The sequence below is a fragment of the Pseudomonas sp. RG1 genome (genome assembly GCF_025910115.1).
Lineage (GTDB): Bacteria > Pseudomonadota > Gammaproteobacteria > Pseudomonadales > Pseudomonadaceae > Aquipseudomonas > Aquipseudomonas atacamensis.
Window position 1 is genome coordinate 210,203 of sequence record NZ_JAPCIK010000019.1, and the last position, 16,293, is coordinate 226,495.

General features: G+C 57.9%; 16 protein-coding genes. 7 read left to right on the top strand and 9 right to left on the bottom strand.

Annotated features, from left to right (window positions below):
• The first annotated feature begins 277 nt into the window (after positions 1 to 277).
• Entirely contained in the window at positions 278 to 2,197 is a 1,920-nt protein-coding gene (locus OK411_RS12455) for a tyrosine-protein phosphatase (protein WP_264364993.1), read from the top strand.
• 36 nt (positions 2,198 to 2,233) lie between these two features.
• Here the strand turns inward: OK411_RS12455 and OK411_RS12460 are convergent, their stop codons facing one another.
• Positions 2,234 to 3,361 carry a mechanosensitive ion channel family protein gene (locus tag OK411_RS12460; protein WP_130927596.1) on the bottom strand — a complete coding sequence of 376 codons (1,128 nt, stop codon included), beginning with the start codon at positions 3,359 to 3,361 and terminating at the stop codon, positions 2,234 to 2,236.
• A 166-nt stretch (positions 3,362 to 3,527) separates the two neighbouring features.
• Positions 3,528 to 4,511: an AraC family transcriptional regulator gene (locus OK411_RS12465; RefSeq protein WP_264364994.1), complete on the bottom strand. Its 984-nt coding sequence runs from the start codon at positions 4,509 to 4,511 to the stop codon at positions 3,528 to 3,530.
• Positions 4,512 to 4,696: 185 nt separating this feature from the next.
• On the opposite strand from OK411_RS12465, the gene OK411_RS12470 reads away from it, so the two are divergent.
• A complete protein-coding gene (locus OK411_RS12470; protein ID WP_125926131.1) occupies positions 4,697 to 5,521 on the top strand; it encodes an AraC family transcriptional regulator in 825 nt (274 codons plus the stop codon).
• A 71-nt stretch (positions 5,522 to 5,592) separates the two neighbouring features.
• Positions 5,593 to 5,979 carry a cupin domain-containing protein gene (locus OK411_RS12475; RefSeq protein WP_125926132.1) on the top strand — a complete coding sequence of 129 codons (387 nt, stop codon included), beginning with the start codon at positions 5,593 to 5,595 and terminating at the stop codon, positions 5,977 to 5,979.
• A gap of 319 nt (positions 5,980 to 6,298) precedes the next feature.
• Here OK411_RS12475 and OK411_RS12480 read toward each other — a convergent pair whose 3' ends face one another.
• Positions 6,299 to 6,691: a helix-turn-helix domain-containing protein gene (locus OK411_RS12480; RefSeq protein ID WP_039758866.1), complete on the bottom strand. Its 393-nt coding sequence runs from the start codon at positions 6,689 to 6,691 to the stop codon at positions 6,299 to 6,301.
• A 214-nt stretch (positions 6,692 to 6,905) separates the two neighbouring features.
• On the opposite strand from OK411_RS12480, the gene OK411_RS12485 reads away from it, so the two are divergent.
• Entirely contained in the window at positions 6,906 to 7,367 is a 462-nt protein-coding gene (locus OK411_RS12485; RefSeq protein ID WP_039759017.1) for a Rid family hydrolase, read from the top strand.
• Here the strand turns inward: OK411_RS12485 and OK411_RS12490 are convergent.
• Together OK411_RS12490 and OK411_RS12495 are read right to left on the bottom strand one after the other, a co-directional pair.
• Positions 7,364 to 8,371 (bottom strand): LysR family transcriptional regulator, encoded by a 1,008-nt coding sequence (locus OK411_RS12490; RefSeq protein ID WP_264364995.1) that lies wholly within the window; start codon positions 8,369 to 8,371, stop codon positions 7,364 to 7,366. The two genes, OK411_RS12485 and OK411_RS12490, sit on opposite strands and share 4 nt — an antisense overlap.
• A gap of 287 nt (positions 8,372 to 8,658) precedes the next feature.
• The gene (locus OK411_RS12495; RefSeq protein WP_264364996.1) at positions 8,659 to 9,270 is read right to left on the bottom strand and encodes a transferase; all 612 of its coding nucleotides are present in this window, start codon (positions 9,268 to 9,270) and stop codon (positions 8,659 to 8,661) included.
• Positions 9,271 to 9,380: 110 nt separating this feature from the next.
• Here OK411_RS12495 and OK411_RS12500 point away from each other — a divergent pair, with 110 nt between their 5' ends.
• On the top strand, positions 9,381 to 9,680 hold the full coding sequence (locus OK411_RS12500; RefSeq protein ID WP_264364997.1) for a hypothetical protein: 300 nt from the start codon (positions 9,381 to 9,383) through the stop codon (positions 9,678 to 9,680).
• A gap of 43 nt (positions 9,681 to 9,723) precedes the next feature.
• Here the strand turns inward: OK411_RS12500 and OK411_RS12505 are convergent, their stop codons facing one another.
• The 4 genes from OK411_RS12505 to OK411_RS12520 all read right to left on the bottom strand — a co-directional run bounded on the left by OK411_RS12505 (position 9,724) and on the right by OK411_RS12520 (position 13,756).
• Positions 9,724 to 10,626, bottom strand: coding sequence for a bestrophin family protein (locus OK411_RS12505; RefSeq protein ID WP_024012629.1), 903 nt, complete (start codon positions 10,624 to 10,626; stop codon positions 9,724 to 9,726).
• A gap of 88 nt (positions 10,627 to 10,714) precedes the next feature.
• Positions 10,715 to 11,257: an AAA family ATPase gene (locus OK411_RS12510; RefSeq protein WP_264364998.1), complete on the bottom strand. Its 543-nt coding sequence runs from the start codon at positions 11,255 to 11,257 to the stop codon at positions 10,715 to 10,717.
• An 84-nt stretch (positions 11,258 to 11,341) separates the two neighbouring features.
• The gene (locus OK411_RS12515) at positions 11,342 to 12,652 is read right to left on the bottom strand and encodes an NTP/NDP exchange transporter (protein ID WP_264364999.1); all 1,311 of its coding nucleotides are present in this window, start codon (positions 12,650 to 12,652) and stop codon (positions 11,342 to 11,344) included.
• 57 nt (positions 12,653 to 12,709) lie between these two features.
• On the bottom strand, positions 12,710 to 13,756 hold the full coding sequence (locus tag OK411_RS12520) for an SDR family oxidoreductase (RefSeq protein ID WP_264365000.1): 1,047 nt from the start codon (positions 13,754 to 13,756) through the stop codon (positions 12,710 to 12,712).
• Between the two features lie 145 nt (positions 13,757 to 13,901).
• On the opposite strand from OK411_RS12520, the gene OK411_RS12525 reads away from it, so the two are divergent.
• Positions 13,902 to 14,819: a LysR family transcriptional regulator gene (locus OK411_RS12525; RefSeq protein WP_264365001.1), complete on the top strand. Its 918-nt coding sequence runs from the start codon at positions 13,902 to 13,904 to the stop codon at positions 14,817 to 14,819.
• Positions 14,820 to 15,202: 383 nt separating this feature from the next.
• On the top strand, positions 15,203 to 16,291 hold the full coding sequence (locus tag OK411_RS12530; protein ID WP_264365002.1) for a nucleoid-associated protein: 1,089 nt from the start codon (positions 15,203 to 15,205) through the stop codon (positions 16,289 to 16,291).
• The last annotated feature ends 2 nt before the right edge of the window (positions 16,292 to 16,293 follow it).

The window sequence follows — 16,293 nt, forward strand, 5'->3', positions numbered from 1 at the left end:
ACAAATTGAAAAAACGGATACTTCCCCAAACCCTGTGGGAGCGAGCCTGCTCGAGAAAGCTTTTTTTCAGTTTGAATATAATCGGCTGACACGCCGCTTTCATGAGCAGGCTCGCTGCCACAGGGATCTTCAACACATTCAAACAGGATTGATGGACCGATCACGCACCCCACGGCCCATTCGCGCAGGCATTTTGTCGCCTGCCGAAACTGTCATATTCCTTCCCACTCGCCTGCCCATAGTGACCAGCCCAACGCTGATTTCATGAGGCTGCACTGTGTTCCAACGTCTTCTGTGTTCGCTGTCCGTTCTGAGCCTGTCCATCGCCGCTGCCCACGCGGCCGAGCCTGTCACCCTCGACACGCCGCGCTTGTCCGGCATCGACAACTTTCGCGACATCGCCGGCATCACCACCGCGTACTCCACCGCCCACGACGGCGTTATGCGCAGCGGCGTGTTCTACCGCTCCAACGCATTGACGCCGTCGGCGGCGGATCTGGCGACGCTCAATGGTCTCGGCATCAAAGCCATTTACGACTTGCGCACGCCCAGCGAAATTGCCGCCACGCCTGACACGATGATCACGGGCGCGGCCTATCGCAATATCGACATCATCGGTAGCACCACCTCGGGTGCGGACATCACCAATATCTCGTTCCACAGCGCCGCCGAGGCCGTGGCGATGATGGAGGACACCAACCGCGCTTTCGTCAGCGATGCCGGCATGCGTGGGCAGTTCGGCCAGTTGTTCAATGAGCTGGCCAGTGTCGACGCCGCGCAGCTGTTCCACTGCACCGCCGGCAAGGACCGTACCGGCTGGACCGCCGCCGTGTTGCAGAGCATCGCCGGCGTTGATGAGGCGACGATCATGGCCAATTATCTGGCGACCAACGACTACACCGCCGCCCGCGTCGCCGCTACCTTGAAAGCCTTGCCGCCGAGCATGGCCGCTGTCTACGAGCCGCTGCTCGGCGTGCAGGCCAGTTACTTGCAGGCCGGTCTCGACCAAGTCGCCGCCGAGTACGGCAGCATGGACAACTACCTCAAGCAGGGCCTCGGTCTGTCCCAGGAAACCATTTACGTACTGCGCGGCAAACTGGTCGAGTACAACAGCTTGCCGGGGCAGGCCGGGCTGGTCGGCAACGCCGCCGCTGGTGCCGAATTGTTGCGGCAGTTGCAGAACTCCGAGCTGTCCGGCACCTATAGCGCCTACAACTACTACCTGCAATCGGCGATCGACGCCGGCAGCCTGGGCGGTGTCGAATCTCAAGTCGGTGGACAGGTCCACGCTGATGCGGCCAGCTATCTCTTGCGGCAGAACGCGATGATCGAACAAGCCGCCGCACCGTTCGCCAGCGGCAGCGATTTGAAGGTCGGCCAATACCGCCTCTGGAGCACCGCGCTCGCCAGCTACGTCGGCACGGACGGCTCGGCCCACGCCGAGAGCAGCAACGAACACAGCCAAGGCCTGATGCTCGGCATCACCCAGCGCTTCAACGAACAACTCAGCGCACGCGGCGGCTTTGGCTACAGCAAGGGCAGCGTGGGCGGCGCGGGAGGCGAGGCCGATACTGACTTCACCTTCCTCAACCTCGGTGCGCGTTACGGCCTCACCAGCCTTGAGCGCGGCATGTTTGTCGATGCCAACGCCAGCGCCGGTTACGTCGACTACGACAGCAAACGCGAGCTCGGCGGTGGTCTCGGCACTGCCAAGGGCGACACTCACGGCAATCTCACTGGCGCGACCGTGGCGTTGGGTTATCGCCTGCCGCTCAGCAGCGTGATTGTCGAACCGAGCCTGGGCTTTCGCGTCAGTCATCTCGACTTGCAAGGTTTCAAAGAGAAGGGCAGTGAGCTGGCGCTCGACGTCGATGGCATCAAGCAGACCCGCCGTAGCGCAGTAGCCAATCTCGACGTGTCATTCGCACCAGTGGCCATGGGTGCGTGGCAGTTGGTCCCGGGTGTTCGCGTGGGCTATGAACGTGCGCTCGGCAATCAGCAAGTCGACAGCGAAGGCCACCTGCTGGGGCTGGATATCGAGCAGCGCGCGGCGTTCGACAATCGCGACCAGTTCAGCGGCGGCGTTAATCTGATGGCCAACCTCGGCGCCCTGAGTGTAGGCGCTGAGGTCGGCGCCAACGGTGGCGGTGACAGCCATGGTTTCAATGGCGGACTCAAGGCCAGTTACGCGTTTTGAACTCAGCGAGCCCGGCAAATTGCCGGGCTCATGCGCTCAAGCATGTTGCGCACGCGAAGGTTGCTGTGTGCGTGCCGGCTGCGCGGTGGGGTCGGGCAGGGAGGCGACATGCACGGTGCGCGCCGGGAAGGCGAACGTAGCGTCCAGCTCGGCCACCGCTTCCATGATTGCCAGATTGATGCGTTGCTGCACGTCCATGTAGACGTTGTAGCTGGCGTCCAGAACGATGTACACCGTTTCGAATTCCAGCGCACTCTCACCAAAACTGCGGAAATGGCAACGGTCGAAGCGCGCCTGTTTTTCGTTCTTGATGATGCTTTCAACGCGTTGAGTGATCTGGCGGATCTGTTCGCTGGTGCACTCGTATGTCAGACGAAACTCGAACACCACTCGACGTTCCTGCAAGCGTTTGTAGTTCTGAATGGTGCTGCCGATCATGTCGGCGTTGGCCATGACAATCTGCTCACCGCCGAGACTGCGGATGCGCGTGGTCTTCAGGCCGACGTGCTCGACCGTACCGGCCAGCGTGCCGACGACGATGAAATCGCCCACCTCAAACGGCTTGTCGACGGCAATCGACAGCGAGGCGAACACGTCGCCGAGAATGTTCTGCACCGCCAGCGCCACCGCGATACCGCCGACACCGAGGCTGGCCACGAATGCAGTGATGTTGACGCCCAGGTTCGACAGCATCGCCAGCAGAATCACCGCCCACAGCAATACCTTGACGCCCCACAGGCTCAGGGTCGCCAATGCGCTCGCCTGAAAAGTGCCGGTCGCGTTATGCCGCGAGAAATACCGATGCAACCCCAGCGCCAGCGCGCGGTTGGTCCACAGGCCGACCTGCAACGCCGCCACCACGAACCATAAACTGCTGACCCGCCCGAGCCAGCGCTCGGGCAAATCCAGCAAGCCGATGCCGACCAGAATCGACGCCAACAGCAGCAACGTGGTGCTGGTCGCCGCCAGCACTTCGCTGGCCATGTAAGTCAGATGCCCATTGCCGGCGCTGGCCCGCGCCTGCACCTTGCGGAAGACGAAACGGATCGCCGTGGTGGTCAGCAGATAACTGAGCGTCGCGGCGAGAAATGCCAGCACCCAGTTCGCCAGTGAAATTCCTAAAATCGTGTGAGCCGTGAAAAAGCCGATGAAATCCTCGGTCATGGAAACCCCCTTGCGAAGCCTGCACCGACGCGCGCAGAAACGCACCGTCGGGTCGCAGCCAGGTAAACGCCGCTTGAATCGGTGGTGCCGTCAAACGACCTGTCTGGGTTAGTCGCCCTGAGATTCCTGCTGTTCAATCAAATGCAGGTTTCGCCGGACCGAATGGTCAACGCCTGGCCTTCAACTCCGCTGGGCTTACGCCGTAAGCACTCTGAAAATACTGACAAAAGCGCCCGACATTACTGAAGCCAAAACGCAACGCCACCTCCGTCACAGAGCTTGCATGCCCGCGCACCAACGCCTCATAGGCGCGCTGCAAACGCACCTGCCGCTGATAAGCGACGATCGACATCCCGACAAAACGCCGAAAACCTTCCTGCAACGCGCGCTGGCTGACATGGCTCAACCGCGCCAGATCCACGCCACTGACCAACTGTTGCGGATGCGCCTGAATAAACTCCATCGCCACCTTCACATGTCGCGGCGCCACACACGGCGCAGGCCCCCGTAATGCCTGGGTGAAGTTGTGCGGCCACGCCTCCAGCACCGCATCGATCAACATCTCGCGCAACCGTGACGGCATCAGCGTGCCGCTGTTGATCAAGGCATCGAACTCAGTGCCCGTGGCCAGATCGATCAACGCCTTGAGGCCCTGAAATGCCGGGGTATTCAGATCCACGCTTGGCTCGAACACGATCTTCTGCACGACCGGTTTCTCCAGCAGCGCCGACAACCGCTCGGTGAGTTGTTGACGGTTGATTGAAATCCCGTGGTGCGCGTGATCATCAACAAAGCGCATCGAACGGATATCCGCCTTGTCGATTGCCAGACCGATGTGCGCCATGCCAATGGATTCAGTGACGTGATTGAAAACGATCTTGCCGGCGGTGGGGATGACGAAGGTGATTTCGTTCTGCGGATCGGGGAGGGCGACGCTGAAATCGCCGTGGTAATGCATACGCCGAAAACTCACCCCGTCGTGCCGCCCGTAGACCCCGCCGATGATGATGTTGGAAGGTGGCGGCGGAGTATCGGCGTAGCGGTTGCCGAAGAGCCTGGAGAACAGGGCGCCGAAGTCGGAAGAGGTGAGGTTGTCGGAGCGCAGGATGATCTTTTGGCGGGGTGGGGAGGTGGCGGTGATGGGCGGCATTTTGGAATGCGGGCTCTTGGGGCGATGGCAGAGACTGGTAGAGCCTAGGGAACAGGCGTGACGGTTCAGTGACAGGACTGGAACCATGGACTGCTTTCAGGCAAAAGCAACAGCCAATACTTGCACTTGTATATTCTCGGCAGACGGATCACCACGACCGAACAGACTCGGGAACGTACGCATTCATGGATAGGAAAAAAGGCCAACCAGACAGCACTGACTGGGTCATCCGCAGTGTTCAACCAGGAGGAATCGAGCGTATTGAAGCGTGGTTCGGCAGCCACGGCTACGATCCTCATCGACATGACACCTACTCCATCGGCCGCACGTTGGCGGGCGTCCAGAGCTTTCACTATGTAGGCTCGTTGCGCCACGGTATCCCCGGCAATACGCTCGTGCTTCATCCAGACGAACTTCACGATGGCATGGCCGGGACTGATGCAGGCTTTCGTTATCGGATGGCTTACATTGATCCGGCAATGATTCAAAACATCCTGGGTGGCGAGCCCTTGCCTTTTATCACGGGGGGGCTTTCAAACGACCCACGGCTGTTCCATGCCAGTGAAACATTTGTGCAAGCGGTGGATCATCCGCTGGAAGCATTGGAGCAACAGGACGCGCTGTATGACTTGGCAATGGCGTTGCGTGCCGTCGCGGGCAAGCCGCGCGGGCGCAAGCGCCTGGATTACCGCGCAGCCGAGCGTGCCAGAGCGTTCATCCTGGAACACTTGGATTCATGCATCACGCTGGAGATGCTCGAATGTGCCAGCGGGCGCGAACGCTGGAGCCTGTCACGCGACTTCAGAACGCTTTACGGTACGAGTCCTTACCGATTTGTCACCCTGCGCCGCCTGGACCGGTTCCGCTCATTGGTGGTTGAAGGTTTCACCCTGGTCGATGCAGCGCTCGTCGCGGGGTTTCACGATCAAAGTCATATGACGCGACATTTCACCCGCTGTTACGGCATCTCGCCCATGCGCTGGCTGGAACGATTGCGCGCCGCACGCTGAGTTGCAGGATCGTACAAGAGACCCTATTCCTTGCTCTATAGGCTGGCGACTTCAACCACAGAGGATTCGTCATGGCAGAGCTCCGTCATCAATATTCATCAGTTCCTGTAAACCTGGCACATAAGGCTTCGCTGATCGAACAACAATGGAGTCCCAGGGTTGTGGCAGAGATGAATGACTACCAGTTCAAGGTTGTGCGAATCGAAGGCGAATTCATCTGGCACTCGCATCCTGAGACCGATGAAGCATTTCTTGTTTTGGAAGGCACCTTGCGCATTGATCTGCTGGAAGGCTGCGTCTATGTGAATCCAGGTGAACTCTATGTGGTACCCCGCGGCGTGGAACATCGCACGGCTGCCCAAGGTGAAGCCAAGCTGATGATGATCGAGCCGCGAGGCATCTTGAACACGGGGCATGAAGATGGCGAAAGAACGGCTTTGAACGACGTCTGGATATAATCCAACGCACATCCTGTGCAATGTCTGCGCAGAGTTGCAATTGCTGACCTGACCAGCAGCTATGAGTTAAAAGCGGGTTCTGACTTCTCATGCAAAGATTGTTATGAGAAAGGACCATGGACTTGATTATCGATTTGATAGGTCATCGGATTGGCGTGTTCGTGTTGGACTTAATGAATGACGGCCGTTTCAAGGTAGAGAGTGGTTTAGCATGGGGTTGGGCAGTTGTCGTCGGCGGACTGATTCTGTTATCTCCATTCGCAGCATTCTGGGGTTAAATCTGCAAGTACGAATTAGCCCCGTTATGCAGCTCATCAAATCACAGCGCAGGCGATTGACTGTTCTGTTTCCAAGCCCTGGGAGTCACACCTTCGGTTTGCACAAATGTTCGACTGAAGTGAGACTGATCAAAGAAACCACATTCTAGTGCGATCTCTGCAACCAACAATCTTGACGTCTGAAGCAGCTGCTTGCCCCGTAGAATCCTTTGCTCTCGCATCCATTCTTTGGGTGAGACGAGAGTGCTTTTTTTGAACTGACGAGTGAAATGGCTGCGCGACAGCGCACACGCCTGTGCGATAGCTGCCACGGAGATATGTGCGTCCAGGTTATCGAGCATCAGCTGCTTGGCGCGCTGGATCTGCCAGGGTTTCAATTGTCCGGTTTGTTTAGCCGGATCCTTTTGTGAGGACGCGCATGTTTCCTTGTTCATCCTGATTCCTTTTTCCCATTAGCCGGTTGATCAGCTCAATCCAGCGGTCAGTCGATGGGAAAAATCTAACGGAAGGCGCGACGGGATGGGGGCGCAATTTTGCGCTACTGGAGGCGCAAAAATGCACATTCCCAGTCGCGTTCCCGATGCTAGCCTTTGCCTCCCGACAACTCGAATCGACATCATTCGATTCGTCATCTGCAAGGAGAAAGCAATGGCTGCCTCACAACCGCACGGCAAAAACACCGCTTACTGGGGAGTCTCATGGGAGGAGGGCTACGGCTATCCCCAGGCCAGAAAAGTCGGAAACGAGATCTATATCTCGGGTCAGTTCAACCACGATGAGGAGGGTAATCTCGTTGCTCCCGCGCCCCTGAATAGCGAGGGTAAACCTAGCGATTTCTCGTCGATAGGAGAGCAAATGCGCGCCTCCTACGACAATATCGCCAAGCTGCTCGCGCTCTATGGAGCAACCCTTGATGATGTCGTCGAAGAAACGCTGTACGTATTGGATATGGACGCGGCATTCGCCGTCGTAGGTGATGTGCGCAAAGCCGCATATCGCACTGAGCGGCCACAGTGCGCGAGCAATATCATCGGTGTATCCAGGTTGGCTCAACGTTCACAGCTGATTGAAATTGTCTGCAAAGCTGTCATCGGATCTCGCGCCGACTAAGAGACGCTCCCGGTTTCGCCCTGCGCAACCGGGAGATCCAATTGCCCTTCGATCAAAGGCTTTTGATGCGCTACGGCTGCTGCACAAAAAGTCATGAATGCTTTGACTCTCCATGACTTTCGAATGTCCTGATGCGTAAGCAGCCAGAGCTCGTCCTGTAGTTCGCGCACAACTGGCCCTACGCGTGTTAACCCAGGCGTAATGTCTCCCAGCATGCACGGAAGAAAGCCGTAACCAAGTCCTGCCGCAATGGCGACGCTCGCGGCCGCGACGGAGTCCGTACGATAAGAAACACAGTCGGCGCCGATTCTGTCTTCGACGTAGCTTTTGGCCTTCAGTCCACATAATCCTGCGGAATACGACACCCATCGCTGGCCTTCTGCGAAGGGGGTAGTAGTCGCGTGTTTTATGCTGCCATAAGGCGCCCATGCGATCGAAGCGAGCTTGCGCCCGACGAGACTTTCGGCAGGTTTTTTGGTCGCTCTTACCGCTACGTCAGATTCATCGCGGGCGAGACTTAACGTCTCGTTGCCGACCAGCACCTCGATGGCAATTCCTTCATTAAGCGCCTTGAAGTCGGCGATGATCGGTGTGAGGAAATACAAAAGCAGGGAGTCGCTGGTAGTGATCCGAAGCTTTCCCTGTGGCCCTTGACCTGCCCGAGAAACCCGACGTGTAACGCTGACGATATCAAGCTCGACGCGTTCGGCGAGCGCCCTTAACTCGATGCCTTCTGGCGTGAGCATGTACCCAGAGCGACGGTGGTCAAATAGGGCGACCCCAAGTGTCTTTTCCACTTGAGCCACGCGACGCGATACGGTGGATACATTGATCCCCAACCGTTTCGCTGTCGTGGCTCTATTACCGCATTCGCTTAGCGTTTTGATGATTCGCAAGTCGTCCCAAGAAAGCTGACTTACAGCATCGCTTAAATTCTGGGTGACGCCGGTTGGTACGGGCGGAGTGGTTGAAGCTTTTTTTGATGACGGTTTCACGCCAAGCATCCCAAACTTAGATTGCTCATCATACGAAATGGCTGGAGGTGAACCAAGAAATCGCGTGCACAAGCAGACTTTGCCCAAGCATTCTGATTGAACAAGGTGTCAGTCGGTGGGGTGGCGAAGGTCGGATTTTTGCTATTGGCCGATTTCGGCCCAAAGCGGTCATCCTTTGTGCAAGAGGTGTTTGGGATCTGGGCCAGGAAAAATCGATGTTATGAAAGCGGGCATAACGAACGCGCCTATGAAGATGGATGCCATTGGCCGAAGACGTACTCTCGCCAAAATTGGTTTCACTCATAAGCAAACTGATCAATCAATCCCAAGCGAGGAACACGCGTATCGGGCCGCAACAAAGCGCCAGGAGCAATCACAGCGTTTGCGCCAATCTTGCAGCCATCACCCACCAGCGCTCCAAACTTGCTGACGCCTGTTTCGATCACCTGATCTTCATGGCGGATCCTGATATCAGCCCCGTCCAGTTCGTTACGGTAGTTGGCGATGATCGCGCCGGCTTCAATATTTACCGCTTCGCCAATCAATGAGTCGCCGACGAAGTTGAAGTGGGCAAGCTTGCTGCCATCGAGCATGAAGGTACTTTTCAGCTCACAGCAGGGGCCAACGATGCAGTTTCTGCCCAGGTAAACGCCTCCACGGAGGTAAGCGCCCGCTGCTACGAAACAGCCCGCGCCGATGATGATTGCGCCTTTGAGAACGGCGCCTTGCTCAACGATGGCGGTTTCATGAATCGCACAATTGCTGTGGCGCCGGTATCCCGGGCCGAGCGTTTCAAGTAATTCCAGAATCCGGCTCTCGCAATCCTGAACCACCGCCCAAGGGGCAGCGGAGTCCACGCCCAGTAATGGCCATTGAGCGATGTAATCTTCGATTTTTGGCGATTTCATAAGAATCTTCCGAACAAGTGAGAGTGGGGCGTGGGTGGACTGTCGACGACTTGAACGACTCGCTATGCCTGCCAGTCGTACCTGTACAAGCATTTTCAAGGTACGGCGCAATGGATAAGACAATCACCGTGGATCTACTGGCAACCACTGATCTTGGATCAATCAACGAGATATGGCTCGGCGGGACTCATACCCAGTTATGCCTATGGCGTGCTGAACAAGTCTTCACCCACGAAATGCTCAGCGAGGGAACCCATGATCAGAATGTCCGACGCCTGTGCTTGCAGTTGGTTGACCCTGACGATCGAGACGCGGTGGCACGTGTTGAGGCGGTAGCGCGCGAACGACTCGAAGAAATGGGCAAGCAGGGCGAGTTTTACCCGGCCGAGGCGGCGGACACTCGTCAATAGTTACTGCGCATCTGATGAAAAGCGCTGCTGCTAAAGCAGCGCCTCAAGCGGGCTCCTCAACCCTGCGCACATCCCCCAACGAATCACGCTGCATCGATTGCAAGTTCTTTTCGATGGTTTCGCACAGCGCTTCCATTTGAATCTGGTGTTCGCTGTGGCGAAACGGGCTTTGCAGATCGGTGCCGATGCGCTCGATGGCCAGCAGCATGAACCCGACCACAGTCGACGCCAGCGGCGTGAACCAGCCGAGGGATTCGACCAGTCCTATCGGTACGATCAGGCAGAACAGCGAAATGAACAGCCGTGGAAAATACACGTAAGGGTAGGGCAGCGGGGTATTGGCGATCCGCTCCATGCCGCCTTGGCTGTTGGACAAGTCCACCAGCGTCGACTCAAGCCGCGCCAGACGAATACTGTCCAGATGCCCGGCCTTGTATTCGCGAGCGAGCAAAGTCGCCGAGCCGGTGAGGATATCGTTGGCAAAGTTATTGGTTGTGCCACTGCGGGCGAATTCTTCGGCGGGAATAAACGCCCGCACCTCGTCGGGACACGGCTGACCTTGCAGGTGCGCGGCGAGGCAATTCACGTAGGCGACGTGGCGGCGCAACAGCGTGGATTTGACCGGGTTAACCTCGCCACCGGCGTCGTCCAGCAGCGTCAGCACCTGCCGGGCGAAGCTGCGGGAATTGTTGATCATCGACCCCCACAGCGTCCGCGCTTCCCACCAGCGGTTGTAAGCGCTGCTGTTGCGAAAACTGATCAACACGATCAACGCCGAACCGAGCAAGGTCAGCGGCATCAACGGCAGGTTCAGCTTGGCGTTGAGAAACAGCATGAAGTCGACGGTGACGGCGATGTCCCAGAGCAGCAACCAGAACAAAGACCAGCCCACGTAACCCAGGGTCTTGATGATCAGACGGTATTTTTTGACGATGGCAGCTTTCAAACGGAAACCTCGCGACGAGCTATTTGCTTAAACGCTTAAGCTCGGACGATGCCTGGCACCGGCAGTTCCCTGGTGGGGCGGTCAGCCGTCAGTCAGTCTGCAAAGTCTGGCCCTGTGCAGGGCGAATGCTTTCAAGAAATATCCTCGTCTCTCGATTCGACCGCAGATGAACCACCCGGCAAGCCGATGGCGCCGTTGACACGAATTGGCGCATTTTGGCTCGCGAGGTTTTTCTCGTCCGCCACATGAACTTCAGAAACTCCGGCAGGTTCGCCAGCTGTTCGGGGCAGTTTTCCGGCAAGTCGGGCCGAGACTGACCGTGGTTGAGCAGCGTTCTACGCAAGACGCGCAAGAATCGAAGCGGTGGCGAACGATCGATCCAGATCAGCAAATCTGCACGGGCGATGCGATTTTCCCAAGTTGTCGAATGGCCACCTTCGAATATCCAGCGCTCGCACGCCTCGACCTCCAGGCAAAGTCGGGTCTTTTCATCCGGGCTTCGCTCGATCCAGCCTGGCTGCCAATGGATCGTGTCGATATGCACGACCGGCAACCCCGTGCGCTCACCCAGCTTGCGCGCCAACGTACTTTTGCCAGACCCAGGCTGACCAACAATCATCACCCGTTGCATCGAAGCTCCTTCTCGCTCTGCAAGCTGATTTTTTGGGCGGGCGATTCTACGGCAATGCCTGTCTCAGTCAATGACCCTTGAACGCTAGGCGGGGTTTTGCCGCGCTCCCGCCACACTGGCTCGGCGGTCCGCCCGTTCGCCGAGTCGCCATCCCAGCAGACCCCACAGCAGTGCACACAATGCGCCGACCAGCGCCGCCATGCCTGCACCTTGGCCGAGGGCGTCCAGCGCGCTTTTCGCCCAGGCACTGATGGCATCGCCGGCGCGGTAGACCACGGTGTCGATGAAGTTCTTTGCCTTGTACTTGCTTTCGGCATCGAGCGGGGCAAACAGCATCTCCCGGCCTGGGCGCACGAAGGCGTACTCACCGATGCGGCGCACGATCATCAGCGCGGCGATCAGGCCAAAGCCGGGGGCGAAGATCAGCCCGATAAACCCCGCGCTCATGACCAGCGGCACCATGGCCAACAGCACGCCGACGCCGAGCCTTTGGGCGAGGCGTCCAGTGATGAACAGCTGACAGAGCAGGGCGCCCGCCTGCACGACAAAGTCGATGATGCCGAACACGCGCACCTGCGCCTCGCGGTCCGGGAAGTGTTCGGCGACGACGCGTGCCTGCTCGAAATAAAGGAAGGTGGAGACTGTCGCCAGCAGCACCACAAAGCCGCAGATGCCGAGCAGATAGGGTGATTTCAAAACGGCCGTCATACCGCTGAACGGATTGCCCGGCAACGGCCTGCGGGGGCTTTCGCTCGGCGCGGCATCGGGGCGTCCTGCGCCACCCTGTTCACGCCAGCGCATCAACTGGCGCTTGAACCACATCGCAGCGGCCAGCAGAACAGCGGCCAGCAGCATCAGGCCGGACTCACCCAGCGGACCGATCAGCAAGGCGCTCAGCGCAGGGCCACTCAGGCCGCCGACGCTGGCGCCCGCCGCGATGAACGCGAACAGACGTTTGGCCTGGGCACTGTCGAATACATCGGCCATCAGGCTCCAGGCGACCGATACGACAAACAGGTTGTAGACCGATATCCACACGTAAAACACGCGCGCCAGCCACGGGCTTTCTTCGCCGAGGAACAAGGCGGCGAACAACAGCAGGTTGGTGCAGAAGAATCCGTACACCCAGTCCACGAAATGCAGGCGCGGCACGCGTGCGCTGAGCCAGGCGAACAGCGGAACGGCCGCCAGCATGACCAGGAAGGTCGCGGTGAACAGCCACTGCAAGTTCTCGACGCCGGCAGTGATGCCCATCGATTCGCGGATCGGACGGAGCATGAAATAGCCGGCGAACAGGCAAACGAATAGCAGAAAACCGTTGAGCGCAGGGCGCAGCTCGTGAGCCTCGGCATTGATGATGGCGCCGGCGCGGTGGGCGAGAAGAGACGTATCCATGTTGCGCTCCTGTGGGAGTGGCGGGGCAATGGCACGGGGCCTGCCCGTGCCGGGCGGTCAGCGGTAGGTGACGCCGGTCAGTCGCTCGGAGAGTTGCCACAGTGTGGCCGAATTCGAGCGATCGGCAGCGGCCGGCGGCATCTTGGCGAAGCCCAGCGGCCCGAGCTTTTCGTTATCACCGGTAGGGCCGTAGTAGGCGCCGCCAACCGCCTCCAGCGCCGTCGCTGCATACAGCGTCGGCAGCGCGCCCTGCGCTGCGGAATGATACAGGTCCCGCTCTACAGCCCATTGTTTGCCGAATTCACTGTCCAGGCCAGGCCCCCGGGCGATCAGCTCCGTCACGGCAACGCCGGGGTGCGCGGCGATGCTGCGTATCCCCCAACCGGCGGCATCGCTGCGCTGCTGCAGCTCGATACTCCACTTCAGAACCGCCAGTTTCGATTGGCTGTAGCTGGCGAAAGGGTCGTAACTGCGCTCAGCCTGCAGGTCATCGAAGTTCAGGTTTGCGCGCCCGGCGGCGATGCTCGACAGGCTGACCACCCGAGCATCGTCGCTTTTGCGTAGCAGGGGCATCAGCAGGCCGGTCAAGGCGAAATGCCCCAGGTAATTGGTCGCCAGTTGCATCTCGTAGCCATCGGCGGAAACGCCTCGAACAGGCGGCGACATGATCGCAGCATTGTTGATCAGCACGTCGAGCCTCGGCAGGCGCCCTTGCAGACGGTTGGCGAGGTCGCGCACCGATTGCAGATTGGCAAGGTCCAGCGTTTCGAATTGCACGCGCGCCTCGGGCACGGCTTGCTTGATTTTCGTGATTGCTTCGCGGCCGCGCTCGGCGTTGCGTGCGGCGATGATCACCTCGGCACCGGCGCGCGTCAGGGCCAGCGCGTCTTCATAGCCCATGCCGCTGGTCCCTCCGGTCACCAGCACAATGCGGCCTTTCTGGCTGGGCATATCGTGGGTTGACCAGTCCGGCTTCGGCTCCGTTTGGGGCGCAGCCTGCGCAGCCAGTGTGCCGGCCATCGCGGAAATGGCGAACAGCATTCGGGTGGCCTTGAGGAGGCGTTGGGTCGCGGTATTGCTCGGCGTAGCGGGTGAATGGCTCATCGGGGGATTCTCATTCGCGTGACAGGTTCCCGCTTGGCGGGGCGAGTGAGCAGTATCGGTGTACGAGTGCGCGAGGATAAGTCGGGCATTGGTGGATGGCCCGTACGGTATGGCGTACAGTCAGTCGCTTGCGGAGGGAGCGTCCATGCGTAAACCAAACCTTACCGATGTGTCGATATTTGCTGCGGTGGTCGAGGCGGGGGGATTTCGTGCTGCCGCGCAAAAGCGCGGGCTGTCCGCCTCGTCGTTGAGCGACTGCATGCGTCGGCTGGAAAGCGACCTGGGCGTGCGCCTGCTCAATCGAACCACGCGCAGCGTCACGCCGACGGCAGCCGGCGAGCGATTGCTCGAGCGCCTGCGCCCGGCCTTGCAAGAAATCGACGCCGCTTTCAACGATCTGGACGACGACGCTCAGCGCCCGGTCGGCACGCTCAAGCTCAATGTGCCAGTGCCGGTGGCACGCTTTCTGTTGCCCGACCTGCTGGCGCGTTTTCTGCGCCTTTATCCAGGGGTCAGTGTCGAAGTCGTCATGGACAACACCTTCGTCGATGTCAACGCTGGCGGGTATGACGCCGGCGTGCGCTATGAAGAGAGCCTGGCCAAAGACATGATCGCCGTGCCCATCGGCCCGCGTCGCCAACGCTTCGTTGCAGCCGCCGCCCCGCGCTATCTGGCTGAACGCGGTACGCCCACTCACCCCGAAGAACTGCCGGGCCATGACCTGCTTGGCCATCGCTTCGAGAGTGGCAAAGTCGGCGTATTCGAGTTCCATCGAGACGGCCGTATCGTGCGTATCCCGCCTCAGGGGCAACTGCTGACGTCGTCGCACGATCTGAAAATTCGCTCGGCCATCAACGGGCTGGGCATCATCTATACCTTCGAGGACTTCCTGCGCGAGCCGCTCTCCGATGGTCGACTGGTGCCGATTCTCGAGGACTGGTGGCAGACCTTCGACGGCCCGTTTCTTTACTACCACGGCCGCCGCCACATGCCTTCGCCGCTGAGGGCGTTTGTGGATTTTTTGCGGGGGGAAGGGCGGATTGCGGAGAGTTTAGGCGTCTAACGCTGTTTCGTGAGGCGAATACATGGCCTGGCAGCAGAGCGCCCGTGGCGACTGGCAGCAATCTGCCAGAAGCAGACATTCGGAACAGGCCAGCTACGGGCCACTTTCCGGAGTTTGTTGATGAGGCTGAGGAGCTTCCTTGTCCCATTCTCCATGGTCCCTCTCTAGGAGCCCTTACACACCAGTCGTCGCTTCGACGTAGCTAGGCTGGCTAATTATGGGCAAAATCTCGTCTTAAGTACTGTGTTTTTGTACAGTTTTGTTCGGGCGCATGGATGCTTGAAAAATCGCTCACGGCGTGGACACGTTATGGTTCATTGTTTATGGTGAAGGCAATGTGTCATCAATTTCTTGATGGTTGCTCTTAAAAAGGAACTTTAATAGTGAGAAATCGTGTCAGTGTATTGACTGAAGTCCAGCGAAATGAACTCGTTGTTGAGAACTTTATTTACCATATCCTGAAGTCTGGCGAGGACGAGCCTGAATGTCTGGATGAAGTTCTTCTTTCAAGTGATACCCAGAGAGCATTCTTCAAAAAAATAATATCGGAAACAGGACAGGGTACTCAATACACCTTCGTCGATAAGGAAAACTCCCACTTGGTGACGGCATGTAATGCAATTGTTGAAGAGCCTGATATTCAGTTTGTCGAGCAGTCTAAGGAAATAGCTAGGTTGTTTTTGGGACAGCATTCAGCGGGGCAAACAGCTGATGGAGTCCTTATCGTAGCAAGAGTGACAATTATTTCTGGAACCTCAAGGCAGTCTCTGGTTGCTTTAATTAAACTGGATTATAGCACCGTGCTGCGTCAACAAAGAGATGCGGTGCAGAATACGAGAGTTAGGTTGGAAGAAATTATAGAGGCTCTTTCTGAGCAGGCTGCTGCTGTTCAAAAGAAGGCTCTGATTCAGCTTGGAGATGATTTTGCTTGGGACGTACTGGCAGTAGAGCGGAAAAAAACAGGTGCGGTACTGGATACGGAGGACGCCATTACTGATTATTTCAAGCGTTTCCTTGGTGTCCGTCTAAGAGTGAACGATTCAACCTTGACTAAACAAATGGTAGTGGCATGCCATCGATGGGCAAGAGCATATGACGGGGACTTGGGCGGTAGAACTCCTTCAGACGTAAGGCATTCAGTAATCGGTTTGCTTGACGCCTTCGCAGACGGTGAGCTTGCCTATAGTGAGATTAAAGATCGTGTCTGCATTCATACTGATCCAGCACAAGTTACTCGTATGAAAAGCAGCTTTGATTCGCATATGGATGAGCTTGGGCTTGGTGGAGTGTCGTTCTCACCCAAGCCGGGTTCTATTCCTAATAAGGATAGGAAAGGTGAGTGGATTACTGATGCAGGCGTGAAAGTGATTTGGCAAGGAGAACGAAATCCAAACATTCTGGATAAGACAAAGCAGGCTGATGGTTCATACATTATTACCATTAGAGCTACTACCGTGGAAGAACGGGAGTAGTT

Excerpts from the sequence above, each read along its gene's own strand:
- OK411_RS12465 (WP_264364994.1), bottom strand. The coding sequence starts at position 4,511 with ATGCCGCCCATCACCGCCACCTCCCCACCCCGCCAAAAGATCATCCTG.
- OK411_RS12510 (WP_264364998.1), bottom strand. The coding sequence starts at position 11,257 with ATGCAACGGGTGATGATTGTTGGTCAGCCTGGGTCTGGCAAAAGTACG.
- OK411_RS12520 (WP_264365000.1), bottom strand. The coding sequence starts at position 13,756 with ATGAGCCATTCACCCGCTACGCCGAGCAATACCGCGACCCAACGCCTC.
- OK411_RS12500 (WP_264364997.1), top strand. The coding sequence starts at position 9,381 with ATGGATAAGACAATCACCGTGGATCTACTGGCAACCACTGATCTTGGA.
- OK411_RS12515 (WP_264364999.1), bottom strand. The coding sequence starts at position 12,652 with ATGGATACGTCTCTTCTCGCCCACCGCGCCGGCGCCATCATCAATGCC.
- OK411_RS12490 (WP_264364995.1), bottom strand. The coding sequence starts at position 8,371 with ATGCTTGGCGTGAAACCGTCATCAAAAAAAGCTTCAACCACTCCGCCC.
- OK411_RS12470 (WP_125926131.1), top strand. The coding sequence starts at position 4,697 with ATGGATAGGAAAAAAGGCCAACCAGACAGCACTGACTGGGTCATCCGC.
- OK411_RS12460 (WP_130927596.1), bottom strand. The coding sequence starts at position 3,361 with ATGACCGAGGATTTCATCGGCTTTTTCACGGCTCACACGATTTTAGGA.
- OK411_RS12495 (WP_264364996.1), bottom strand. The coding sequence starts at position 9,270 with ATGAAATCGCCAAAAATCGAAGATTACATCGCTCAATGGCCATTACTG.
- OK411_RS12480 (WP_039758866.1), bottom strand. The coding sequence starts at position 6,691 with ATGAACAAGGAAACATGCGCGTCCTCACAAAAGGATCCGGCTAAACAA.
- OK411_RS12525 (WP_264365001.1), top strand. The coding sequence starts at position 13,902 with ATGCGTAAACCAAACCTTACCGATGTGTCGATATTTGCTGCGGTGGTC.
- OK411_RS12485 (WP_039759017.1), top strand. The coding sequence starts at position 6,906 with ATGGCTGCCTCACAACCGCACGGCAAAAACACCGCTTACTGGGGAGTC.
- OK411_RS12475 (WP_125926132.1), top strand. The coding sequence starts at position 5,593 with ATGGCAGAGCTCCGTCATCAATATTCATCAGTTCCTGTAAACCTGGCA.